This window comes from Kutzneria sp. NPDC051319, from assembly GCF_040682195.1.
In the GTDB taxonomy this organism is placed as follows: domain Bacteria; phylum Actinomycetota; class Actinomycetes; order Mycobacteriales; family Pseudonocardiaceae; genus Kutzneria.
On the sequence record NZ_JBFBAM010000003.1, the window covers coordinates 47,388 to 70,069 of the forward strand.

A 22,682-nucleotide genomic window follows, 5' to 3' on the forward strand; every position below is an offset into this window, starting at 1 on the left:
CTCGTACGGCGGACACAAATCGGCCGGCATCAGGGTCACGTCATTGGGACCTTGATGCCGGCCGAAAACTCAGCCCAGGCGCTGCTTGAGGGCCTCGAACTCGTCACGCAGCGAGGTCGGCAGCTTGTCGCCGATCTTGGCGAACCACTCCTCGATCAGCGGCAGCTCCGCCCGCCACTCCTGCGCGTCGAAGGCCAGCGCGGCGGCGATCTCGCCGGTCGAGGCGTCCAGGCCGGACAGGTCGAGGTCGGCCGGCGTCGGCACGTAACCGATCGGCGTCTCCTCGGCCGCGGCCGTGCCCTCCAAGCGCTCGATGGCCCACTTCAGCACGCGGCTGTTCTCGCCGAACCCGGGCCACAGGAAGCCCTTGTCTTCGCCGCGACGGAACCAGTTCACGTAGAAGATCTTGGGCAGCTTCTCCGCGTTGGCGTTCTTGCCCAGCTGGATCCAGTGGTTGAAGTAGTCGCCCGCGTTGTAGCCGATGAACGGCAGCATGGCCATCGGGTCGCGGCGCACCACGCCGACCTGGCCGACCGCGGCGGCCGTGGTCTCGCTGGACAGGGTGGCGCCCATGAACACGCCGTGCTGCCAGTCGCGGGACTCGGTGACCAGCGGCACCGTGGTGGCGCGGCGGCCGCCGAAGAAGATGGCCGAGATCGGCACGCCCTGGGGGTCGTCCCACTCCGGCGCGAGGATCGGGCACTGCTGCATCGGCGTGCAGTAGCGGGAGTTCGGGTGCGACGAGAGCTCCGTCGACTCCGGCGTCCAGTCCTGCTTCTTCCACGAGGTGAGGTGCGCGGGCTTCTCGCCCATGCCCTCCCACCAGATGTCGCCGTCGTCGGTCAGCGCCACGTTGGTGAAGATCGAGTTGCCCTTGGCGATGGTGCGCATCGCGTTCGGGTTGGTGTGGTAGTCGGTGCCCGGCGCGACGCCGAAGAAGCCGTACTCCGGGTTGACGGCGTAGAGCCGGCCGTCCTCGCCGAAGCGCATCCACGCGATGTCGTCGCCCAGCGTCTCCACGCGCCAGCCCGGGATGGTCGGCTCCAGCATCGCCAGGTTGGTCTTGCCGCAGGCCGACGGGAAGGCGGCCGCGATGTAGTGGACCTTGTCCTCCGGCGAGATCAGCTTGAGGATCAGCATGTGCTCGGCCAGCCAGCCCTCGTCGCGGGCCATCGCCGAGGCGATGCGCAGCGAGTAGCACTTCTTGCCCAGCAGGGCGTTGCCGCCGTAGCCCGAGCCGAAGGACCAGATGCGGCGCTCCTCCGGGAACTGCGTGATGTACTTCGTGTCGTTGCACGGCCACGCCACGTCGTCCTGACCCGGCTCCAGCGGCGCGCCCACGGAATGCAGCGCCTCCACGTACTCCGCGTCATCGGTGAAGCGGGCCAACGCCTTGGCCCCCATACGGGTCATGATCCGCATCGAGGCGACCACGTATTCGGAATCGGTGATCTCCACACCCAGCATGGGTTTCTCGGCCGACAGCGGCCCCATGCAGAACGGAATCACGTACATCGTGCGACCACGCATGCAGCCCCGGTAGAGCTCGGTCATGATGGCCTTCATCTCGGCCGGGTTCATCCAGTTGTTCGTCGGGCCCGCGTCTTCCGGGTCGACAGAACAGATGAAGGTCCGCTCCTCGACGCGAGCGACGTCCGTCGGATCCGAGGCCGCCCAGTACGAGTTCGGCTTCTTCTTCAGAGGCACGAAGGTGCCCGCGTCGACCAGGGCCGCGTTGATGCGCTCCGACTCCTCCTCGGAGCCGTCCACCCACACCACCCGCTCGGGGGTGGTCAGCTCGGCCACCTCCTGCACCCAGGTCAACAGCCGTTCGTTGGTGGTCGGTGCCTGGTCGAGACCGGGGATGGTCAGTGCGGTCATCTCGTCTCCTGCCCTGGGGTGTGCCGGACGAAAGCACAGGGACGCCGCTGTCCCTGTTGCAGACGACGGCGTCCGTGGTGGAAATGCGCAACCACACCCGGCGGCGTCCGGGTGTGAGGTGTTTAGGGGATGCCCAACTGTATCGGGGTTACGCGGGAGTGGCCGACCGTTCACCTGTCAGCCACCTCACATAAGCGATCAAGGAATCGATTCAGCACTCTTTTTGCGCACGCCAAGACCCCTGAATCCGATCAATGAGAGCGCTTCCACCCTGTAACGCCGGTCACTCCGGAATCGTTTCTGAATAACTATTGGTTCAGACCATCACGGACCACGTGGATCGACCCCACGAAATGCGATGGGAAAACGAGACATCCCCGACACCGGATGGTATCGGGGATGTGTCCTGCCTTACCTGCGACCGCCGCCACTACCGCTTGCGCACGCCGACGTCAGGACCACTCGCCGGTGGTGGAGTCGGTGCTGATCATGCGCTGGCCGCCGGAGCCCTGGTCGTTGCCGCCCCAGGAGCGGTCGTCGGCGCCGAACTCCAGGACGCCCTCGGCGGTGTCCTTCTGATAGTTGCCGCCGGCGTCGATGTGGCCGTGCTCGACCTGGGTCCACTGGTGCTCGCCGGTGTGCTCGGAGATGGTCACCTGGCCCTTGGTGTCGATCTCCATGGCGTAGTCGGCCCGGCCGTCGCCGTCGGTGTCGGTGTAGAGGAACGTGTTGCCCGAGGCGTCGGTGACCACGGCGGTGTCGTTGTGGCCGCTGTTGGTGGTGTCGGCGGTGGCGGGGCCGACGTTCTGGTCACCATGGGCGGTGTCGACGGTCATGGAGCCGGCGGGGGCGGAGCCGCCGGTGGCCGCAGTCCACTGGCCGGAGGTGGCGTCGAAATGGGACTGGCTGATCTGCTGGCCGTTGTCGTCGTACCGGGTGGCCAGGTCGGCGGTGCCGTCGTGGTCGGTGTCGGTGTAGTCGACCCGCCCGTCGTCGCCGTCGACCTCGGCGGTGTCCATGGCGCCGTCGTGGTGGTAGCTCTCGCTGGCCTCTTCGGTGTACTCGTGGCCGTCGATCTCGATCTTCAGCTCGTGACCGTCGTCGCCAGTGTTGTCGATGTACACCGCACTACCCCCGAATCCGCCCTGTGTTCCTGGTTGGACTCACGGTAGGGCGGATCGGTTCCCACAACCAGTCAGCCACGGTCGCGGAGCTGACGCATGGCGCCGAGCAGGGCCTCGCCGCGGTCACGGGCGGAGACGACGTCGGCGAGCTGCTGGCCGACGGCCTGGAGGCGGGCGGAGCGCTCGGCGGCGTCGAGCTTGAGGGCCTTGTCGACCTCGCGCAGCTCGTCCTCGATGGCCTCGACGCGGCTGGTCAGCGCCTCGTCGAGGGCCAGCGACAGCTGCCCCTCGGCGTCGATGAGCTGCTCGGACACCAGCTGGTCGAGGGTGGACCGGGCGTCGGCCAGCGCATCGGACAGCCACTGCCGCATGTGCTGCTTGTCGGCCAGGTGCTTGCGGGTGCGGGCCATCCAGTAGCCGGCGCCGAGACCGAGCACGATGGTCACGGGCAGCACGATGGGGTTCAACGCGGCGACGCCGATGCCGGCGAGAGGCAGCGCGGCGATGCGGCCGGCGCCCATGCCGCCGGAGATGCCCATGAACACCAGCAGCCGGTCCTCGGCCGTCGCGGCCCGCTTCTCCGGCGCACGGAGAACCACCGGGGGATGGGCGCCGCGGGCGAACTGGGCCCGGATCACCGCCAGTTCGGAAGTCGAGAACAACGAGGCCAGGGCGGCGTCGGCGGCCCGGCCGAGGCGATCGGTGAGCACGGCGGTGATCCGCGCCGAAATGACCTGCAAAGCGGCGTCGAGCTGCTGCGGCAGGGCGGCCAGGGCATCCTTGCCGGCGCTGTCGATGGCCTGCCGGAACCACGACTGGGCATCCCGGATCTGCCGGCTGACCTCGTGCGAGGACTCCAGCCGCGCCCGCTGGACCTCGGTGCGCAGCTTGACCTGCCAACTGCGGGTGGACGACTTGCGCTCGGCGGCCAGCTTGTCGCGCCGGGCCCGCAGCGCGTCGGCCTCCTCGTGCCCGGTGTCCAGGGCCCGCACGGAGGCCTGCAGCCGCGCCACGACCTCGCCGATGGCGGTGGTCAACGTGCGCAGGGCATTGGCCTCGGCCAGCATCAGCGATCGGCCGACGACCAGCTCCTGCACGGCGATCTGGAGCTCGCCGACGCCGGACTTCTCCCGCAGCAACGCGGCCGCGGAGGCGTTCGGGGCCTTGGCGGCCATCTCGAACAAGCGCGGCGACACGGCGTGGAACTTCGCGCCGGCGAACCGGGGGGCGTGCTCGGCCAGCAGCTTCTGGTCGGCGTCCAGGATCTCCCGCCAGCCGCGGAACTGATCCACCTTGGTCAGCGCGAACAGCACCGTCTCGACGCGTTCTCCAACCGTGACAAGGAAATCCAGCTCGCCGCGGGTGAACGGCGACGAGGCGTCCACAACGAACAGCAGCGCCGTCGCCGTTGCTGCGGCCTCGGCGGCCAGCTCTCCGTGCATGGAGTTGAGCCCGCCGACGCCCGGAGTATCCACAATGGACAGGCGCTGGAGCAACGGGATCGGGGCCTGGACGTCCACGTGCCGTGGCGGCTGCTGCTCGACGCCGGTGATCCAGCGGCCGAGGTCCTCGATCGGGAACTCGATCGGTTCGGCGTAACAGGCCCGCGCCGCCCACGACTCGCCGTGCCGCAGCACGAGATAGCTCGCGGTGGCCACGTCGGCGTCCACCGGGGACAGTCCCGGCGTCGCGATCAAGGCGTTGACCAGGGAGCTCTTGCCCCGGTTGGTCTCGCCGACGACCACGATCGACGGCGTCGAACCGCGGCCGGCCAGCACCTTGTCGACCTGGTCGGCGGCGCGCTTGTCGTGCTCACGCAGCAAGGCGGCCAGCCGCTCCCGGGCCTGCTTCACCATCTGCGGCAGCTGCGGAGTCGGCGTCACGAAGACTCCCGCCCGATGTAGACGATCACGATCGGGGCCCGCAGCGACTGTCCGCGGTCGACGAAGCCGGGGACCTCGGTCTCGGCGATCAGCCCGACCAGCGCCGGATCGTCGGTGGCCTCGCCGCCGCCGGCCTCGTGCACGGCCGGGTCGAACCGCTCACCGTCGGGACGGACCGCCCGCACGCCGACCTCGGCCAGCCCGGCCTCCAACCGCTCGACCACGCCGGCGCTGCGGGCCCGGTCCAGCGCGTACAGGCACATGCCGATCAGTGCCCGGCGCTCGTCCAGCGCCTGTTCAGCCTCCACCGGCCCCCCTCAACTGCTGCCAGATGAGGAAATATGCCCGATGCACGACGTGCGCGACCCGGCTTTGGGCGGGAGTGGCCCCGAACGAAGCGAACGAGCGCCACCAGCCGGCCCGCTCCAGCGCGTAGGCGACGAGCTCGTGCGGCGGACGGCCGACCAGGCCCAGCTGCTCGGGAACGCTGCCGGAGCCGCCGACCCGCAGCACCTCCTCGGCCAGGTCCTCGGGCATCGCCACGGCGTTGGCGGTGATCAACGTCAGCGCCTCCAGCAGCCGCAGCTGGTGCGCCTCGGGCCGGCCGAGCAGCTGCTCGATGGCATCGTTGACCCGCTTGCGCTCGGCCGGGTCGCCGGCGGCCAGCGCCGTCACGGAGGCCAGTGCGGCGGCGGCCTTGATGCCGTCGGCCCGAGCCCGGAACACGCCGTCCAGCTTCGACCGGACGGCGTCGAGGCCGGAGGCGTCGAGCAGCGCCCGGCGCAGAGCCCCGGCGGTGATGCCCGGCTCGGCCTGGATGGCCGCCACGGCGCGGTCGATGCCGTACAGGTCGAGCTTGGCCAGCAACCGCGCCCGGGTCGCGGCCGGCACCTCGCACTCCCAGGTCGTGAACAGGTCCGCCGACATCAGCATGGTCTGCCGGCTGGCTTCGTCGAGCTCGGCCAAGGCGTGCAGCGCGTCGGCGTCGGCCGAGGTGAACGCCCCGGACTCGGTCGACTCGGCCAGCAGCCCGATCACCGGCAGCACGTCGGCGACGCGGGGTCGCAGCGTCACGGCCTGCCGGCCGGCCAGGATCGCCGCCGCCCGCCAGACGTCGCCGTGGGAACCGGCGACCGACTCCGGCGGGATGGTGTCGGCCTTGTTCAGCACGGCGATGGCGTTGACCGGGCCGGCGTCGCGGCCGGCGGTCGCCGCGGTGAAGGCCCGCAACGTCTCCTGGTCGTCGGCCCGCACGGTCTGCGTGAACACGTACAGCACGGCCTCGGCCCCGGCCACCGCGTCCTGCGACACCTGGTCCAGCAGCTTCTCGGTCCGCGCGACCGAATCGGCGTCCAGGGAGCCCAGCCCCGGCGTGTCGATCACGGTCAGTTCCCGCAACACGTCGTTGGTGAGATACGCCTCCAGGTGAGACACCGTCTCGATGTCCACGTCCAGGTCGGCCGGGATCATGCCGTCGGCGTCGAACGGCAGCACCCGCCGCGAGCCGTCGACCCCGACCACCTCGATGCGGTCCACCGCGCCGTACTGGAACCGGGTCACCAGCCGGGTGCACTCGCCGACGCCGACCGGCGCCACCCGCCGCCCGATCAGGGCGTTGACCAGCGTGGACTTGCCGGACTTGATGCGGCCGGCCACGGCGACCTGCAACGGCGCGGCCAGCCGGCGGCCCACCTCGTCGAAGCCGGCGGCGGTGGCCGGACCGACCTGTGGCCGCAGCGTCTGCACCAACCGCGCCACCGCGGCGGACAGCGGCCCGGCCAGGGAGGAGGTCACCCGGCTGATGGTGCCATGGCGGCCCAGTGGATCACTCATTCTGGGGTAGTAGCTGTGCGTGATACCCCAGGGCGACGCTGACGGGCAGGTGGCGATCCTAGGCTGGGGGCGTGCGACGGCTGAGCCTCTGGATGCGTGCTCACCCGGTGATCGGGGACACCCTGATCGCCGGGCTGCTGGGCCTGCCCGACCTGGCCAGCACGGTCGAGAACCTGGCCGGCACACCGCGGGGGGTGTACCTGCTCGTCGGGCTGTTCCTGTGGGGCCCGCTGATCTTCCGGCGGGCCCGGCCCAAGCTGACCAGCAACATCATCCTGGTCGCGGCCTTCGTGCAGCTGGTCACCCACAACGTGGACTACGGCCCGTACGGCGAGATGACCGGCGTGCCGGTGCGGCCGGCCGACTTCGCGCTGGGCATCGCGCTGTACACGATGGTCGCCTACGTGGGCCGCCGGCAGGGCCTGATCTACGCGGCCTGGCTGCTGCTGGGCACCATCCTGTGGGAAGTGTGGCGGATCCGGGATCCGCAGTACGTCGTCTTCTCGCTGTTCATGATCTTCTGCGTCTTCGGCTTCTGCTGGGCGGTCGGGGAGTTCGTCGGGGCCCGCCGGCAACTCAACGCCGAGCTGCTGGAACGGCTCAAGCTGCTCGAGGTCGAACGGGACCAGCAGGCCCGCATCGCCGTGGCCGAGGAACGCACGCGGATCGCCCGTGAGCTGCACGACGTCGTCGCCCACGCGGTGAGCGTGATGGTCGTGCAGGCCGACGGGGCCAGCTACGCGCTCCAGTCGGATCCGCAGATGGCGCAGATGGCGCTGACCACGATCTCCGACACCGGCCGGCAGGCGCTGGGCGAGCTGCGGCGCCTGCTCGGCCTGATGCGCAGCGACTCGCAGAGCGATACCGAACGCCTGCCGCAGCCGGACACCAGCTCGCTGCCGCAGCTGGCCGAGCAGGTCCGCGGCGCGGGCCTGCCGGTGAGCCTGACCCTGCGCGGCGACGTGCAGGACCTGCCCGCCGGCGTCGGCCTGTCGGTGTACCGGATCGTGCAGGAGGCGCTGACCAACTCGCTCAAGCACGCCGGCGGCAGCGCGTCGGCCGACGTGTTCGTGACCAGGGCCGACGACAAGATCGAGGTGGTCGTGGACGACGACGGCTTCGGCACGCCGCGCGAGCTGGCCGGCATGTCCGGCGGCAACGGGCTGATCGGCATGCGGGAACGGGCCAGCGTGCTCGGCGGCAGCCTGGAGGCCGGGCCCCGGCCCGGCGGCGGCTGGCGCGTCCACGCGGTGCTGCCGGTGGGCTCGGCGCAGGGACCCCTAGTCTGATGTGCGTGATCCGAGTTCTGCTGGTGGACGACCAGGAACTGATGCGGATGGGCTTCCGCATGGTGCTCAACGCGCAGGAGGACCTGGAGGTGATCGGCGAGGCCGCGGACGGCGTGGACGCGGTGAAGCTGGCCGATGAGCTGCGGCCCGACGTGGTGCTGATGGACGTGCGCATGCCGCGGTTGGACGGCGTCGAGGCGACCAAGCAGATTGCCGAGGCCGGCACCGCCAAAGTGCTGGTGATGACCACCTTCGACATGGACGAGTACGCCCTGTCGGCGCTGCGCAACGGGGCCAGCGGCTTCCTGCTCAAGGACACGCCGCCGGCCGACCTGGTGTCCGCGCTGCGGGCGGTGGCCAGCGGCGACGCGGTGGTGTCGCCGAGCGTGACCAAGCGCCTGCTGGACCGCTTCCTCGGCCCCTCCGGCGGCGGCGAGCTGCGCGACGCGTCGGTGCTGGATGTGCTCACCGAACGTGAGCGTGAGGTGCTGGTGCTGATCGCCAAGGGCCTGTCCAACACGGAGCTGGCCAAGACGCTGTTCCTGTCCGAGGCGACGGTCAAGACGCACGTCGGCCGCATCCTGGCCAAGCTGGAGCTGCGGGACCGCGTGCAGGCCGTGGTGCTGGCCTACGAGACGGGGCTGGTCCGACCCGGCGACGTGTGAGACCGGGCCGGACCAGGGCAGGGTTCCCGGTTTACGTCAGGCAGTTGGGCGTCCAGGCGTGCGCCGGGTCAAGGGCGTTGCGCACCAGCTGGATCGCGATGTGGTCGTAGGTGATGTTGATGTGCTCGGTGCCGTCGATCAGGCAGTAGTCCTGCAATCGGTGGTTGGTCACCGTCGCCCCGGTCAGGTAGGCCGAGGTGTAGGGCGTGACGACCTCGTCGGTGCGGGTGGCGACGACGGTGTAGTTCACGCCGGACATGGTGTCGCCGCCGCTGTTGAGGTTGGTCAGAAAGCTGGAGCCGACCTCCTGCTGCACGCAGGCGGGGCAGACGGCCCCGATCACCCCGTCGGCGAAGTCGCCGCCGCCCGGCAGGGAGCGCACGGCGTCGACCAGGCCGTCCAGGTTCGTGCCGTGATTGGACGGCGCCAGCCCGACGAGCGTGCCGACCTTGGCCGCGCCGCCGAGGAACTTCAGGTAGTAGCGCGGCATCATGCCGCCCTGGGAGTGCCCGACGATGTCCACTTTGGACGCTCCGGTGGCCGCCAGCACCTTGTCGACGTACTGGCCGAACTGGCCGGCCACGGTGGGGATGTCGCCGGTTGCCTGGAACATCCCGCCCTCGGGACCGCCGAGATTGGGCGCGAAGACGCAGTAGCCGTCCCGCTTGAGCACTCCGGACAGGCCGGCCCAGTCGTCGTAGGCGTTGGCCCCGGTTCCGTTGGACAGCACGACCGGCCGCGGATGGGCCGCGGTCGGCCGGCAGGAGAAGTCGTTCGATCCCGGCGGGGACGCCGTCGGATGAGCCAGGGCGTACACCGCCGCCGAAATGATGCTGGGTTGGGCCGGGCCGGCGGCGGACTCGCTCGCCGACGCGACAGAGGTTGAGACGATCATCGTGGCCGTGACCAGGACAAGCCCGGTCAAGGAGCGTGCGACAGGACCCACGGACGCCCTCCGCTTCCGTAGGCGCCGGCTCCGTTGCCGGCGCGCACTATCCGAAACGACTCGTTTCCGTTTCGGTGATGGCGGTCACAGCGGATTCACCCCGGGGAGGTAGTTACGCTCCGTGTCGTGCGCCCTGCTCTCATCGCCCTTGACGTGGACGGCACGATCCTGGACTCGACCGGGACCATCTCACCGGCCGTGCTGGCCGCCATAGCCAGAGCCCGGGCCGCCGGCGCCCACATCGTGCTGTCCACCGGCCGCACCGTGCTCGGCGTCCGGGCCGTCGTCACGCTGCTCGGCTTCACCGACGGCACCGCGCTGTGCTCGAACGGGGCGGTGCGGCTCAACCTGGCGACCGGCGAAATCATCCCGCTGGCCACCTTCGAGCCGGCCCCGGTGATGGACCGGCTGCGGGCCATGTTGCCCGGCGTGACCTTCTCGCTGGAGGAGCCCGGCGTCGGCAACCGGGTCAGCACCGGCTATCCCGGCGACGGCTCCGGCACCCGCCGGCTGGTCGAAGACCACGAGCTGGGCGCGACCCCGACCACGCGCATGATCGCCTACTGGAACGGTGTCACCAAGGCGCAACTCGCCGAGCTGATGGACGTCTCACCCATTGCGGGCGTCACGTGGACGTACGACCATCACAGTGACGCGTGGCTGACCGTCGTCGCCGAAGGCATCTCCAAGGCGAGTGCGCTGGAGCAGCTCCGGAGGGAGCTGGGGGTGTCCCCGGACGCCACCGTGGCTTTCGGCGACGGACACAACGACATCGCGATGCTCCGCTGGGCCGCACTGGGCGTGGCCATGGGTGGCGCCGCGGCCGACGTCCGACAGGCCGCCGACGAGGTGACCGGCAGCGTCGCGGAGGACGGCGTGGCGACCGTGCTCGACCGACTTTTCCGATGAGGAGATGAGCTAGTGCGCAAGTCCTTAGTGGGTGTGGGAGTCGCCGCTCTGGTCGTGCTCGGGGGATGCGACGCGCAGCAGGCGGGCGCGCCGATGGCCAAGATCGGCGACACCGCCACCGCCACCGACGCCGTGCAGCTGGTCGCGATGGCCAAGAGCAGCACGTCGAAGAGCCGCACCGTCAAGATCGACGCGACCGTCGACGCCGGCGGCATGCACGTGACCATGACCGGCCAGGGCCAGTTCGGCGGCGACGCCTCGCAGATGGCCATGCAGGTCGGCTCGGCCGCCGGCGCCATGGAGATGCGCCTGGCCGACAAGGTGGTCTACATCCAGCCGCCGGCCGCGCTGCGATCCCACCTCGGCACCGACAAGACGTGGATCCGGCTCGGCGGCGGCGACGACTCGCTGTCCCAGCTCATCGACGGCGGTCTCGACCAGTTGGCCACCCAGGGCGATCCGACCACGTTCCTCAACCAGATCTCGCAGGGCGGCAAGGTCACCAAGACGGAGAAGACCACGCTGGACGGCCAGGCCGTCACCCACTACACGGTCGACGTGGACACCGCCAAGGCCAAGTCCGACCTGCCGCCGCAGCTGTCCGGAGCGGTCGAGCCGATGACCGTGGACCTGTGGCTGAACAGTGAGAACCTGCCGCTGCAGATGACCGCCGTCGCCGGCGACAAGTACACCTCGAAGATCCACTACACCGACTGGGGCGGCAAGGTCGACGTGCAGGCCCCGCCGGCCGACCAGGTCGCGAACCTCGACGACCTGCACCTGAACCTCGGCGGTCACTGAGTCACTGCCGCGCGTCCCGCGCGGCTCCCACCGAAAAATCGCTGTCCCCCTTGGTTACGCTCGATCCGGGCCGAGACCAAGGGGGACTTCACTGTGCGCAGAACCGTTGTGGCGCTTGCCGTGCTCCTGACGATCGCCGCCAACGCGGCCGCGACGCTGAAGCAGCCGGGGGCGGCGCCGACCTGGCGGCCCTGGCCGCGACGGGCTCCGTCGGGATCGCAGCAGTCGGGATCGGCGCCGTGGGCGGTGGCCAACCGCAGCCATGCCCGGTGATCAGTGGCCACCAGCCGTTGCGGTGTCAGCCATACGTTCGACCGTAGTGGTCCGCCGGGAGTAGTACCCGACATCGACCCCGGGGCCGATGTCCGATGACCTTGGGCCCCGTCATGCTTTGCCCATGATCGAGGCAATCGGCCTGACCAAACGCTACGGCCGGACCGTCGCGGTGCGGGACCTGTCGTTCACGGTCCAGCCGGGCCGGGTGACGGGATTCCTGGGGCCCAACGGCGCCGGCAAGTCCACCACCATGCGCATGATCCTGGGCCTCGACCGGCCGAGCGAGGGCCGCGTGCTCATCGACGGCCGGCCGTATCACGAGCTCAGGCCGCCGATGCGCACGGTCGGCGCGCTGCTGGACGCGAAGTGGGTGCATCCCAACCGGTCGGCCCGCAACCACCTGCGCTGGCTGGCCAAGGCCACCCGGCTGCCGGCGACCCGGGTCGACGAGGTGCTGGCCCAGGTCGGGCTGACGGCCGTCGCCGACAAGCGGGCCGGCGGCTTCTCGCTGGGCATGTCCCAGCGGCTGGGCATCGCCGCCGCGCTGCTCGGCGACCCCCAGGTGCTGCTGTTCGACGAGCCGGTCAACGGCCTCGACCCGGAGGGCATCCTGTGGATCCGCCGGTTCATGCAGGGCCTGGCCGGGCAGGGCCGCACGGTGCTCGTGTCCAGCCATCTGCTGTCGGAGATGGCGCAGACGGCCGAGGACCTGATCGTCATCGGACGCGGTCAGCTGATCTCGCAGGGCAGCACCTCGGCCTTCATCGGCGGGGCGACCGAGACGACGGTGCTGGTGCGCAGTCCGCAGGCCGCGAAGCTGGCGGAAGTGGTGACCCAGTGGGGCATGTCGGTGCGTATCACGGATGATGGCGCGCTGGTGATCAGCGGCGGCAGCAGCGACCAGATCGGCGAGATGGCCGCGACGCACGGCGTCGTGCTGCACGAGCTGAGCCCGCAGCAGGGTTCGCTTGAGGAGGCGTTCATGCGGTTGACCGGTCACGCGGTCGAGTACCAGGCGGACGAGGTGACCGTGGCATGACGCTGCTGGCCGTCGAGCGGATCAAGCTCTTCTCCACCCGTGCCCCGGTGTGGTGCGTCGCCGCCGCGCTGGCGCTGACCATCGGCGCCACCGCCGGCCTGGTCTGGCTGAACGCCCGGCACAGCGACGGGGTGTCGCCGGAGAGCACGCAGACCCTCTACATCCTGGGCCTGGCCGTCACCATGGTGATGGCCACGCTGTCGGTCACCACCGAGTACCGCTTCGGCACGATCAAGGCCACCTTCCAGGCCGTGCCCAGCCGGACCCGGGCGCTGCTGGCCAAGGCGACGGTGTTGGCGCTGGTCGCCGGTGTCGTCGGTGAGATCTCGTCGTTCGGCTCGTGGGGCGTGGCCCGGCTGATCACCGGCAGCCCGCACACCGACATCGCCACCGCCGACGAGTGGCGGGAGATCGCAGGCATGGGCCTGGTCTACGCCGTCGCCGCGGTGCTGGCCGTCGCCGTGGGCGCGCTGCTGCGGCAGAGCGCGGCGGCCGTGGCCATCCTGCTGCTGTTCCCGCTGCTGGTCGAACAGCTGGTGGAGATCGTCCCGGGGGTGGGCGAGCGGCTGCACGACTGGATGCCGTTCGTGGCCGCGAGCCAGTTCGCCGGCCCCGTCGACCCGACCCTGCCCTACGGCCCGTGGGGCGGGCTCGCGTACTTCGCCGCGGTGGCCGCGGCCCTGCTGGTGGCCGCCCTCGTGGTGGTCGAGAAAAGAGACGCCTGAACCGCGTCATGACGGCGCACGTGTGTCGTCACACGGGTACAGGGGCTGGGGAACGAGTGGGAATCGGGGCCCGCTCGGACGATGGTCCGGACCGCCGATCGGGGGGCGGCCCGGACCATCGATCCCTGGCATCGCAGGTCGACGCCTGATTCTCGGCGCCCCCGGATTCCCTGGGATCATGCGGACATGATCGAAGCGGTGGGGCTGACCAAACGCTACGGCCGGACCGTCGCCGTCGACGATCTGTCCTTCACCGCCCGGCCCGGCGTGGTCACCGGCTTCCTCGGGCCCAACGGCGCCGGCAAGTCCACCGCCATGCGCCTGGTGCTCGGCCTCGACCGGTCGGACACCGGCTTCGTGCTCATCGACGGCCGGCGGTTCGGCGAGCTGCGGCGGCCATTACGCGTGATCGGCGGCCTGCTCGACGCCACGTGGGTCCATCCGCACCGCACCGCCCGCGACCACCTGCGCTGGCTGGCCCGGGCCGCCGACATGCCGAGGACCCGCGTGGACGAGGTCCTCGACCTGGTCGGCCTGACCAAGGTGGCGCGCAGTCCGGCCGGCGACTTCTCGCTCGGCATGGCCCAGCGGCTGGGCATCGCCGCCGCGCTGGTCGGCGACCCGTCGGTGCTGCTGTTCGACGAGCCGGTCAACGGGTTGGATCCACAGGGCATCGCCTGGATCCGCAAGCTGATGCGCACGATGGCCGACAACGGGCGGACCGTGCTGGTGTCCAGCCACCTTCTCGCGGAAATGGCGCAGACCGCCGACGAGTTGATCGTGATCGGCCGCGGGCGGTTGATCGCGCAATGTCCCACTGCCCAATTCATCAGCGAGGCGACGGAGTCGTCCGTTCGTGTTCGCACCGCCCAGGTGGAACGATTGCAGACAGCATTGGTCCACAAAGGCGCGACGGTACGACATGAGCCTGGCGCACTTGTCGTCACCGGCCTCGACGCGGCCCAGATCGGCGAGTTGGCCGCCGCGCACGGCGTCGTGCTGCACGAGCTGAGCCCCCGTCGGGGCTCGCTCGAAGAGGCCTACCTCCACCATACTGGAGACGCGGCGGACTACCAGGCCGGATGATCACCTGTTTGGTCCAGACCAAGTCGCGTTCGGTGGTCCGCCGGCACGAATGGCGTAAGAAGTGCATGAAAACCACGTGAACTCCCGCACAGCACCGTGCGAAATGCGGTCAAAGATGATCGTATCGAGTTAATCCCGTCAGGCAGCCCTTGGAGGTGAGCGGTGGCGGTGACTGAATCGCACCCCCGTCGGAACGTGAAGAAGCAAGTGCGAGTGGAGCCGACGGCCACGCTGGAGTGGTCGCAGGCCGTCGAGTTGGCCGGCATGCCCAAGAATCCCACCGGCCCCGCCGACATCCGGCGCGCATGGATCCATCGGGCCCCCGAGCGGCAGGTCGTCGGCCTGTACCGGGTGCTCGGCAAGTTCGAGCCGGACCTGCCCGCGCCCTGGTGGCTGCGGGCGCTGGCCGCCGGTGGGCTGCCCACCCGCAAGGCCGCCTTCCGCATGGAGGACGAGGTCGGCGAGCTGCTGGCCGCCCGCCCGGGCTGGGTCTACGTGCCCTGGGAGGACGGCTACTGGGAATACGTGCCGTCCGAGGCCTACGCCGCCGGCGAGGCGCCGACCGTGCCCACCACCGTGGTGTTCACCGCCCGCCATCGCGGTTGGCTGGACGTGCTGCCGGCGCACCGGGGCAGCGTGCCGAAGTTGATCGCCGTGCGCGGCCTGGACGACCTGGTGACCAGGCTGGACGACATCGAGGCGACCTGATCTGGAAGAGTCTGGCAATCGTGACACAGTCAGACCCTGATCAGGCCGGCCAGCGCCCCCTGCACCACCGTTCCATCGTTTCCTACGTCCAGCGCGGCGAGCGGATGACCGTCGGCCAGCAGCGGGCCTGGGACACCCGGTGGCCCCAACTGGGCCAGGATGTCAAGGCGCTGCCGCCCGGTCCGCTCGCGCTGGACGAGTGGTTCGGCCGCTCGGCCCCCGTCCTGCTGGAGATCGGCTCGGGCATGGGCGAGACCACCTCGCAGCTCGCCGCCGCGCAGCCGGAGCTCAACTACCTGGCCTGCGAGGTGTACAAGCCGGGCCTGGCCCAGCTCATCCTGCGGGCCGACGTGCTCGGGGTCGACACCCTGCGGCTGCTGCGCGGCGACGCCGTGACCGTGCTGACCGACCACCTGGAGCCCGAGTCGCTCAGCGGCGTGCGGCTGTTCTTCCCGGACCCGTGGCCGAAGGCCAAGCACCACAAGCGGCGCATCGTGCAGCCCGCCTTCGTCGAGCTGATCGCGTCCCGGCTCGTGCCCGGCGGCGTGTTCCACATGGCCACCGACTGGGAGGAGTACGCGGAGCAGATGATGACTGTCTGTAGCGAAGAGACTCGGTTGCGCAACGTGCACGCCGATCAGCCGGGCGGGTGGGCGCCCCGACCCGACTGGCGGCCGGTCACCAAGTTCGAGAACCGGGCCGTCGAGGAGGGTCGGATCAGCCACGACCTGATGTTCGCCAAGGTCGACTAGGGTCACCCGACCGAGTGCTCAAGTCTCGGGCCGGTGGCGACGAGTCGAACACTGTCGGTCGAGCCTTCACCCGTTCGGGCGGAGATCCACTAGTCCGAGGTGTGCCCCTTCTGGCAGTGACGAGTGAGGCCGGGCGGCGGTTACGGTTGCCGACCGTGACGGCTTTGGCAACCCTCCCTGCTCTCGACTGCGTGGACCTCGACGCCGCCGAGGAGTTCCTCCGCATGTTCCACGACGCGCACCCCGACGCCGGGCCGGTGGGCCAACGGCTGACCGAGGTGCGGACCGAGATCGCCGACACCGGGACGTATCGGCACACGCCGCAGGAGCTCGCCTACGGCGCGCGGGTCGCACTGCGCGACAGCGGCTGGTGCACCAGCGGCGTGCCCTGGCGCCGGCTGAAGGTCCGTGACCTGCGTGGGCTACGCAACGCGCCCGCCGTCGCGGCCGAGTGCATGCAGCACCTGCGGCTGTCCACCAACAGCGGGCAGATCCAGCCGCTGGTCACCGTGTTCGCCCCGGACACCCCGTCCACGCCCGGGCCGTGCATCTGGAACGAGCAGCTGGTGCGCTACGCGGGCTATCGCGACGCCACCGGCCGCGTCGTCGGCGACCCGCGCTACATCGACTTCACCGAGGCCGTCACCGCGATGGGCTGGCGGCCGCCGACCCAGCGGGGCCGCTTCGACCACCTGCCGCTGGTGGTGGAGACCGCGCACGAGGGGCCGCAGCTGTTCACCGTGCCGCGGGACGTGATCCAGGAGGTGCCGCTGGAGCACCCGGACCTGTCATGGTTCGTCGAGCTGGGGCTGCGCTGGCACGCCGTGCCCGTGATCAGCAACATGCGGCTGGTCATCGGCGGCGTCACCTATCCGGCCGCGCCGTTCAACAGCTGGTTCGTGGGGGCCGAGATCGGCACCCGCAGCCTGGCCGACGAGGGCGCGTACGCCGTGGCCAGGGAGGTCGCCACGCGGCTCGGGCTGGACACCCGCACCGAGCGGACGCTGTGGCGCGATCGGGCAACCGTCGAGCTCAACCGGGCAGTGCTGCATTCCTTCGACGCCGCCCAGGTGACCATCACCGACCACCACGCCGAGGCGCTGCACCGGCTGGCGTGGCTGCGTTCCCGGCAGCGGGCCGGCGGCAACCGGCCCTCGTTCCGTATCGACTCGACGACGGCCCAGCGGGCCCGGCAGGGCACTCCGGCCCGGTTCGCCGACACCGCGAACACCGAGCCGCACGGCGGGCGGCTGGCCGCCCTGCTGCGCAAACGCCTTGGCTGAGCGTTACTTCGTCTGCTCGCTGTCGACCAGGATCCCGGTCACCACCATGACCGCCAGCACCAGCAGACCGACCGCCGCACCGCTGTAGGTCATCACCGTTGCGAACATCCCGCACCCCTTGTCTCCGACGTTGGCTCAACTGTCGTCGGCGGGCGCGTCATCGGGCGTCGGCCTGGCGCATCGACCTCGGCTACGCCGCAGGTCTGACCGGGCACCCGCCCACAGGCTGACGGCATCGGCCCCGGCTACGCCCTACGGTGGCCCACGTGGAGAACGGGTATCTCGGCTGGCGGGCGCTGGCCCGCCGGCAGTGGCCGCTGGCCACCGCTCTCGTGCTGCTGCTGTTCTTTCAGATGGTGGCGTGGCGCGGCATGGCGCCGGGGATGTGGCTGCTGCTGCCGGCCGACCTGATCGTCTGCGTGCTGGCCGTGGTCTGCCCGCGCCGTCCCTTCGACGCCGCGCTGGCCGCCGCGATCGCCATCGCCGGCAGCTCGCTGCTGCTGCACGGGCTGCGCCTGGTGGAGATCGGCGGCGAGATCGTGCCGCTGGCCGCCGCCATGGCGATCACCGCCATCACGGTCCGGCAGTCGTCGCGCGGGCGGGCGATCATCGGCACCGCCGCGCTGGCGTGCGCGTGGGCGGTCACCGCGTACCTCGATCGCCAGGCGTACGCCGAGGACAGCGACCCCGTCGGCATCGGCAACATCGTCGCGATCATGGTGGTCTGTTTCGGCCTCGGCGTCGGCACCGGCCTGTACTTCCGGGCCCGCGACCGGGAACGCCGCCGATCCGAGTCCGCCTCGGTCGCCGCCGCCCAGCAGGCCGAGCGGCTGGCCCTGGCCCGTGAGCTGCACGACGTCGTCGCGCACTACGTCACCGGCATCGTCGTGCACTCACAGGCCGCCGAGGCCATCGCCGACCAGAACCCCGACGCCGCCCGACAGGTGCTGCCGATCATCACCGCCAGCGGGCACGAGGCGCTGGCCGCCATGCGACGCCTCGTCGGCACCCTGCGCGGCACCGAAGCGGTGCCCACCAGCCGTGACAACGACGAGCTGACCGCCCAGATCAAGCGAACCGTCGATCAGGTCGGCGGGCCCGTACGGCTCGACGTGCAGTTGTCCGAGGCCGTGCCGCCCGAGCTGGCCCAGTCCGTGATCCGGCTCGTGCAGGAGTCGCTGACCAACGCCCGCAAGCACGCCGCCGGCGTCCGCCGGATCGATGTGGACGTCCGGACCTCCGACGGCGCCGTGCGGGTGCGGGTCGCCGACGACGGAACCGGTCAGCACAGCAGCCCCGTCGGCGGGTCCGGCGGTTTCGGGCTCGTCGGCATGCGGGAACGGGTCGAGCTGCTCGGCGGCACCTTCAGCGCCGGTCCCACCGGGGGCAGCGGCTGGACGGTGGTGGCCGAGCTGCCGCTGGGCGGATGACAGAATCCGGTCATGTCTGAGGCTTTCCGGCTCCATGCCCCCGTCGTGCTGCCCTGCGACGCGTCCTGCTCCGTCGTGCGCGACGCCGTCGTCGACGTGCTGGCCGACGGCCGCCTCGGCTACGTCGGTCCCGCCTCCAACGCCCCGGCCCTGCCGGCCGGCGTGCCCGTGCGGGAGCTGTCCGGGATCCTGCTGCCCGGCCTGATCAACACCCACGCCCACAGCCCCATGACCGTGCTGCGGGGCATGGGCGGCGACCTGCCGCTGATGTCGTGGCTGCAGGACGTCATCTGGCCCGCCGAGGGTCGTCTCGACGGCGACGACGTGCGGGCCGGCATGCGCCTTGGGGCCTTGGAAATGCTCCGGCACGGCGTCACCACCAGCGTCGAGATGTACTTCTACGCCGAGCAGATGGTCGAGGCCGTGCTCGAGGTCGGCTCCCGCATGGTGCTCACCCCCGCCGTCATCGCCGCCCCCGGCTGGGACCGGCTCGGCAGCTGGCTGCACATGACCGACCAGATCAGCGCGTGGATCGACGCCGACGGCCTCCGCTTCGGGCCCGGCGAGCGCATCGAGCTCGGCTACGGGCCCCACTCCGCCTACACCCTGCCCGCCGAGGCCCTCCCCGTCGTCGCCGCCGAGGCCAAGCAGCGCGGCGCCCTGCTGCACATCCACGTCGCCGAGTCCCTCGCCGAGGACCAGCACGTGCGCGAGGCCCACGGCTCCGTTCCCCTGCTGCTCAACTCCCTGGGCGTCTTCGGCGGCCGTGTCCTCACCGCTCACTCCGTGCATCTGTCCGATGTGGACATCCAGCTCTACGCCGCCAACGGTGTCGGCGTCGCCCACTGCCCCGGCTCCAACGCCAAGCTCGCCTCCGGCACCGCCCGGCTGCTGGACCTGCGCCGCCACGGCGTCCCCGTCGGCCTCGGCACCGACGGTCCCGCCTCCAACGACGACCTCGACCTGTGGGAGGAGATCCAACTCTCCGCCATGCTCGCCCGCCTCGGCTCTGCCGACGCCGCCGCCCTCACCGCCGCCCAGGCCCTGCTCCTGGCCACCCGCGGCGGCGCCTCCGCCATCGGCCGCACCGACCTCGGCACCCTCGCCCCCGGCTACTGGGCCGACCTCGTGCACATCGACCTCGACGACCCCGCCTTCGCCGCGGGCCTCGACGTCCCCGACCCCCAGCTCCTGTCCAACCTCGTCTGGGCCGCCGGCTCCCGCCGCGTCCGCGACGTCTGGGTCGCCGGCTCCGCCGTCGTCGCCGCCGGCGAATCCCCCCACGTCGACCGCACCGCCGCCTCCGCCGAGGTCCGCAAGGTCACCCACCGCCTGCTCACCGACGCCTGATCTAGGCGGCTGCTTCGCAGGTCTCCTGCGCGGCGGCCGTCTCGACAACCCGAGGCTTGGGCCTGCGGCGGCTGATGGCCACGCCGGCCAGGCACAGGGCACCGCCGAGCAGGCCGAGGGCGGTCGGGGCCTCGCCGAGCGTCGCCCACGACACGAGCACGGCAATGCCCGGGACGCACAGCGTCGTGGCGGCCATGCGGCCGGCATCGGTGCGGGCCAGGGCGTAGGCCCAGGTGGTGAAGGCGATCGCGGTAGGTCCGACGCCCAGGAACACGACGCCGGCGATCGCCGCGCCGGAGGCGTGGCCGAGCTCAACCACCGCCTGCGGGGCGAACGGCAGCGTGGCGACCAGGCCGGCGGCACAGCCGACCCAGGTCGCGGTGACCGCGTCGACCGTGCGCAGCGCGACCTTCTGCATCAGCACCCCCGCGGCGTAGAGCACCGCGGTGACCAGGCCCAACACGATGCCCAGCGTGTCGACCACACCGCCGCCGTCCCCGCCGAGGGCGATGACGAGAACCCCGGTGAAGGCGACGAGCATGCCGATCACCACTGGCCGCGGGAAGCCCTCGCGGAACACAAGACCGGCGACCACGGCGACCAGGATCGGCGCGACGTTGACCAGCAGCGCGGCGGTGCCGGCGTCCAGGTGTCGTTCGGCCCAGTTGAGCACCACGGTGTAGCCGGCGAACCAGAGCACGCCGTAGCCGAGCACGAAGGCGAGCGCCCGTCCGCGGGGCAGCGGGCGGCGGTAGCGAAGGGCCACAATCGCCAGCGCGATCGTGCCGACGGTCAACCGTCCGAAGGCGAGCGAGCCGGGGGACAGGTCATCGCCGACCGCGCGGATGACGACGAAGGCGGAGGCCCAGAGCAGCACGGTCGTCACGACGGCGGCCAGGGCCCGGTGCTTGAGTGGCATGTCGTCGACGATGGCCCGGCGGAAACGTAAGCACAAGCAAGAAAAGCCGCCGGATTGTTCAGTGTGACTGTAGTGTCGAGGTCATGGACATTCACCGGCTCCGCGTGCTGCGCGCGGTCGTGGCGGACGGCTCGATCCGCGGCGCCGCGACGAGCCTCGGCTACACCCCGTCGGCGATCAGCCAGCACATCACCGCGCTGCAGAAGGAAACCGGGCTCACGCTCGTGCAACGCGCCGGCCGGAGCATCGAGCCGACGGTGGCCGGCCGCACGGTGGCGGCCCACGCGGCCCGGGTCTTCGAACGGCTCGCTGAGCTGGAATCGGTGGTCTCCGACCTGCGGGCGGGCCGGGTCGGCGCCCTGTCGGTGAGCTACTTCGCCTCGGCCGGAGCCGTCTGGATCCCGCCCATGGTCGCCACGCTCGCCCGCGAGTTCCCCGGGCTCCGTCTCGACCTGCGGCTGATCGAGCTGGTCGGCGCGGACGCGGGCCAGCCGGACATCGCGATCTTCGTCGACGGCACGGAACCCGCCGACACCAGGGGATATCGGGTGCGCGCGCTGCTCACCGAGCCCTACTTCGCCGTCGTGCCGCGCGGCTCCGCGCTGGCCGACCGGGTCGAGGTGGACCTGGTGGAGCTGCGCGACGAGGCCTGGGTGGACAACGACGTGGCCCGTGGGGCCTGCCGGCAGGCGGTGCTCGACGCCTGCTCGACGGTGGGCTTCAGCCCGGCCTTCCACATCGAGACCCAGGACTACCCGACCGCGATCAAGTTCGTGGCCGAGGGCATGGGCATCACCGTGATCCCCCGGCTCGGCCTCGGCGCGCTGCCGGAGTCGACCGTGGCCGTGCCGATCGTGAATCCCACGCCGCGACGGAGCATCTCGGTCCGGGTCCGCGACGCCGTCGCCGATCACCCCGCCGCGGTCAGGCTGCTCGACCTACTCGACGCCCATGTCGGGCGGGCGGTTAGTGCGGGCGGGGACGGACGGTGAGGTCGACGACGTGGGCGTCGGCGGGTGCGAGCAGGGCGAAGGTGACGGCCTGGGCGACGGACTCCGGCGTCAGGTAGTCGTCGGGACGGAAGTCGCTGCCCTCGGACTCACGGATGGCGCGCTGCATGTCGGTGGCGGTGCGGCCGGGGTAGACGGAGGTGACGCGGAGGGCGGGCTCCTCGGCGCGGAGGGCGTCGGCGTAGGCACGGAGCGCGAACTTGCTGGCGGCATACGCGCCCCAGTTGGGGTTGGCGTACAGGCCGGCGCCGGAGTTGATGAGCACGACCTGGCCTGAGGCGGCGCGCAGCGCGGGCAGGAGGAGCCGGGTGAGCTCGGCGACCGCGACGACGTTGATCTCCAGGGTGCTCCGCCACACGTCGACGGGCGTCTCGGCGAGCAGGCCGAGGGTGGCGACGCCGGCGCTGTGCACGAGGACGTCGAGCCGGTCGATGGCGGAGGTGGCCTCGGCGACGGCGTCGGTGTCGGACAGCTCGACGGGCCAGGGGGTGGCGGAGGGGAACTGACCGGCGAAGGCCTTGAGGGCCTCGACGTCGCGCCCGCCGAGCAGGAGGTCGTGGGTGGGGGCTAGCGCGGTGGCCACGGCAGCGCCGATGCCGCGGGAGGCGCCGGTGATCAAGGCGGTCGGTCGGGACGTCATGATCCCCAAGCTAACTCGTTCGAGCTGAGCACCGACACCCGCGCGGACCGCGCCTGCGCCGACCGCACTTGTTTCACGTGCAACCACGCCGTCCAACCTGCGAAAACCCACCCGAAGCGGTGAAATCGCCCCC

At 71.0% G+C, this 22,682-nt stretch carries 21 protein-coding genes and 1 pseudogene; 14 read left to right on the plus strand and 8 right to left on the minus strand.

Annotated elements, in window-relative coordinates; all coding sequences use genetic code 11:
• Positions 1-69 precede the first annotated feature (69 nt).
• From AB0M73_RS03720 to AB0M73_RS03740, 5 genes and pseudogenes are all read right to left on the minus strand, one after another.
• Positions 70-1,881 carry a phosphoenolpyruvate carboxykinase (GTP) gene (locus AB0M73_RS03720; RefSeq protein ID WP_363886419.1) on the minus strand — a complete coding sequence of 604 codons (1,812 nt, stop codon included), beginning with the start codon at positions 1,879-1,881 and terminating at the stop codon, positions 70-72.
• 452 nt (positions 1,882-2,333) lie between these two features.
• The gene (locus AB0M73_RS03725) at positions 2,334-3,005 is read right to left on the minus strand and encodes a hypothetical protein (protein ID WP_363886422.1); all 672 of its coding nucleotides are present in this window, start codon (positions 3,003-3,005) and stop codon (positions 2,334-2,336) included.
• Positions 3,006-3,076: 71 nt separating this feature from the next.
• Positions 3,077-4,861, minus strand: a complete 1,785-nt coding sequence (locus tag AB0M73_RS03730) for a dynamin family protein (RefSeq protein ID WP_363886883.1) — start codon at positions 4,859-4,861, stop codon at positions 3,077-3,079.
• Positions 4,862-4,884: 23 nt separating this feature from the next.
• A pseudogene (locus AB0M73_RS03735) lies at positions 4,885-5,199 on the minus strand (nucleotide exchange factor GrpE); the annotation flags it as partial.
• Positions 5,186-6,721, minus strand: coding sequence for a dynamin family protein (locus AB0M73_RS03740; RefSeq protein ID WP_363886423.1), 1,536 nt, complete (start codon positions 6,719-6,721; stop codon positions 5,186-5,188). The pseudogene AB0M73_RS03735 and the gene AB0M73_RS03740, both read right to left, overlap by 14 nt.
• A gap of 71 nt (positions 6,722-6,792) precedes the next feature.
• Here AB0M73_RS03740 and AB0M73_RS03745 point away from each other — a divergent pair, with 71 nt between their 5' ends.
• Positions 6,793-8,010, plus strand: a complete 1,218-nt coding sequence (locus AB0M73_RS03745; RefSeq protein ID WP_363886425.1) for a histidine kinase — start codon at positions 6,793-6,795, stop codon at positions 8,008-8,010.
• Positions 8,011-8,015: 5 nt separating this feature from the next.
• The gene (locus tag AB0M73_RS03750) at positions 8,016-8,675 is read left to right on the plus strand and encodes a response regulator transcription factor (RefSeq protein WP_363886428.1); all 660 of its coding nucleotides are present in this window, start codon (positions 8,016-8,018) and stop codon (positions 8,673-8,675) included.
• 31 nt (positions 8,676-8,706) lie between these two features.
• On the opposite strand, the gene AB0M73_RS03755 is transcribed toward AB0M73_RS03750, so the two are convergent.
• A complete protein-coding gene (locus tag AB0M73_RS03755; RefSeq protein WP_363886431.1) occupies positions 8,707-9,621 on the minus strand; it encodes an alpha/beta fold hydrolase in 915 nt (304 codons plus the stop codon).
• 126 nt (positions 9,622-9,747) lie between these two features.
• Here AB0M73_RS03755 and AB0M73_RS03760 point away from each other — a divergent pair, with 126 nt between their 5' ends.
• The 11 genes from AB0M73_RS03760 to AB0M73_RS03810 all read left to right on the plus strand — a co-directional run bounded on the left by AB0M73_RS03760 (position 9,748) and on the right by AB0M73_RS03810 (position 19,980).
• The gene (locus AB0M73_RS03760) at positions 9,748-10,530 is read left to right on the plus strand and encodes an HAD family hydrolase (RefSeq protein ID WP_363886434.1); all 783 of its coding nucleotides are present in this window, start codon (positions 9,748-9,750) and stop codon (positions 10,528-10,530) included.
• 12 nt (positions 10,531-10,542) lie between these two features.
• Positions 10,543-11,331: a hypothetical protein gene (locus AB0M73_RS03765; RefSeq protein ID WP_363886437.1), complete on the plus strand. Its 789-nt coding sequence runs from the start codon at positions 10,543-10,545 to the stop codon at positions 11,329-11,331.
• Between the two features lie 93 nt (positions 11,332-11,424).
• Positions 11,425-11,604 carry a hypothetical protein gene (locus AB0M73_RS03770; RefSeq protein WP_363886440.1) on the plus strand — a complete coding sequence of 60 codons (180 nt, stop codon included), beginning with the start codon at positions 11,425-11,427 and terminating at the stop codon, positions 11,602-11,604.
• A 124-nt stretch (positions 11,605-11,728) separates the two neighbouring features.
• On the plus strand, positions 11,729-12,646 hold the full coding sequence (locus AB0M73_RS03775; protein ID WP_363886443.1) for an ATP-binding cassette domain-containing protein: 918 nt from the start codon (positions 11,729-11,731) through the stop codon (positions 12,644-12,646).
• Entirely contained in the window at positions 12,643-13,371 is a 729-nt protein-coding gene (locus tag AB0M73_RS03780) for an ABC transporter permease (protein ID WP_363886446.1), read from the plus strand. Before AB0M73_RS03775 ends, AB0M73_RS03780 begins: the two co-directional genes overlap by 4 nt.
• A gap of 186 nt (positions 13,372-13,557) precedes the next feature.
• Positions 13,558-14,457 carry an ATP-binding cassette domain-containing protein gene (locus AB0M73_RS03785; RefSeq protein ID WP_363886449.1) on the plus strand — a complete coding sequence of 300 codons (900 nt, stop codon included), beginning with the start codon at positions 13,558-13,560 and terminating at the stop codon, positions 14,455-14,457.
• 195 nt (positions 14,458-14,652) lie between these two features.
• Positions 14,653-15,165 carry a hypothetical protein gene (locus tag AB0M73_RS03790; RefSeq protein WP_363886451.1) on the plus strand — a complete coding sequence of 171 codons (513 nt, stop codon included), beginning with the start codon at positions 14,653-14,655 and terminating at the stop codon, positions 15,163-15,165.
• 104 nt (positions 15,166-15,269) lie between these two features.
• Positions 15,270-15,917 (plus strand): tRNA (guanosine(46)-N7)-methyltransferase TrmB, encoded by a 648-nt coding sequence (trmB, locus tag AB0M73_RS03795; RefSeq protein ID WP_363886886.1) that lies wholly within the window; start codon positions 15,270-15,272, stop codon positions 15,915-15,917.
• Between the two features lie 155 nt (positions 15,918-16,072).
• The gene (locus AB0M73_RS03800; protein ID WP_363886454.1) at positions 16,073-17,200 is read left to right on the plus strand and encodes a nitric oxide synthase oxygenase; all 1,128 of its coding nucleotides are present in this window, start codon (positions 16,073-16,075) and stop codon (positions 17,198-17,200) included.
• 266 nt (positions 17,201-17,466) lie between these two features.
• Positions 17,467-18,630 carry a histidine kinase gene (locus AB0M73_RS03805; protein WP_363886457.1) on the plus strand — a complete coding sequence of 388 codons (1,164 nt, stop codon included), beginning with the start codon at positions 17,467-17,469 and terminating at the stop codon, positions 18,628-18,630.
• A 12-nt stretch (positions 18,631-18,642) separates the two neighbouring features.
• Entirely contained in the window at positions 18,643-19,980 is a 1,338-nt protein-coding gene (locus tag AB0M73_RS03810) for an amidohydrolase (RefSeq protein ID WP_363886460.1), read from the plus strand.
• A gap of 1 nt (position 19,981) precedes the next feature.
• On the opposite strand, the gene AB0M73_RS03815 is transcribed toward AB0M73_RS03810, so the two are convergent.
• Positions 19,982-20,899 carry a DMT family transporter gene (locus tag AB0M73_RS03815; protein ID WP_363886463.1) on the minus strand — a complete coding sequence of 306 codons (918 nt, stop codon included), beginning with the start codon at positions 20,897-20,899 and terminating at the stop codon, positions 19,982-19,984.
• Positions 20,900-20,982: 83 nt separating this feature from the next.
• On the opposite strand from AB0M73_RS03815, the gene AB0M73_RS03820 reads away from it, so the two are divergent.
• Positions 20,983-21,891 carry a LysR family transcriptional regulator gene (locus AB0M73_RS03820; protein WP_363886465.1) on the plus strand — a complete coding sequence of 303 codons (909 nt, stop codon included), beginning with the start codon at positions 20,983-20,985 and terminating at the stop codon, positions 21,889-21,891.
• Here the strand turns inward: AB0M73_RS03820 and AB0M73_RS03825 are convergent.
• A complete protein-coding gene (locus tag AB0M73_RS03825; protein WP_363886467.1) occupies positions 21,866-22,549 on the minus strand; it encodes an SDR family oxidoreductase in 684 nt (227 codons plus the stop codon). The genes AB0M73_RS03820 and AB0M73_RS03825 overlap by 26 nt on opposite strands.
• Between the last annotated feature and the right edge of the window lie 133 nt (positions 22,550-22,682).

What these genes read in the sequence shown, in the direction of transcription:
- AB0M73_RS03730 (WP_363886883.1), bottom strand. Translation starts at nt 4,861, where the DNA reads ATGGTGAAGCAGGCCCGGGAGCGGCTGGCCGCCTTGCTGCGTGAGCAC.
- AB0M73_RS03815 (WP_363886463.1), bottom strand. Translation starts at nt 20,899, where the DNA reads ATGCCACTCAAGCACCGGGCCCTGGCCGCCGTCGTGACGACCGTGCTG.
- AB0M73_RS03785 (WP_363886449.1), top strand. Translation starts at nt 13,558, where the DNA reads ATGATCGAAGCGGTGGGGCTGACCAAACGCTACGGCCGGACCGTCGCC.
- AB0M73_RS03775 (WP_363886443.1), top strand. Translation starts at nt 11,729, where the DNA reads ATGATCGAGGCAATCGGCCTGACCAAACGCTACGGCCGGACCGTCGCG.
- AB0M73_RS03740 (WP_363886423.1), bottom strand. Translation starts at nt 6,721, where the DNA reads ATGAGTGATCCACTGGGCCGCCATGGCACCATCAGCCGGGTGACCTCC.
- AB0M73_RS03780 (WP_363886446.1), top strand. Translation starts at nt 12,643, where the DNA reads ATGACGCTGCTGGCCGTCGAGCGGATCAAGCTCTTCTCCACCCGTGCC.
- AB0M73_RS03720 (WP_363886419.1), bottom strand. Translation starts at nt 1,881, where the DNA reads ATGACCGCACTGACCATCCCCGGTCTCGACCAGGCACCGACCACCAAC.
- AB0M73_RS03825 (WP_363886467.1), bottom strand. Translation starts at nt 22,549, where the DNA reads ATGACGTCCCGACCGACCGCCTTGATCACCGGCGCCTCCCGCGGCATC.
- AB0M73_RS03820 (WP_363886465.1), top strand. Translation starts at nt 20,983, where the DNA reads ATGGACATTCACCGGCTCCGCGTGCTGCGCGCGGTCGTGGCGGACGGC.
- AB0M73_RS03810 (WP_363886460.1), top strand. Translation starts at nt 18,643, where the DNA reads ATGTCTGAGGCTTTCCGGCTCCATGCCCCCGTCGTGCTGCCCTGCGAC.
- trmB (WP_363886886.1), top strand. Translation starts at nt 15,270, where the DNA reads ATGACCGTCGGCCAGCAGCGGGCCTGGGACACCCGGTGGCCCCAACTG.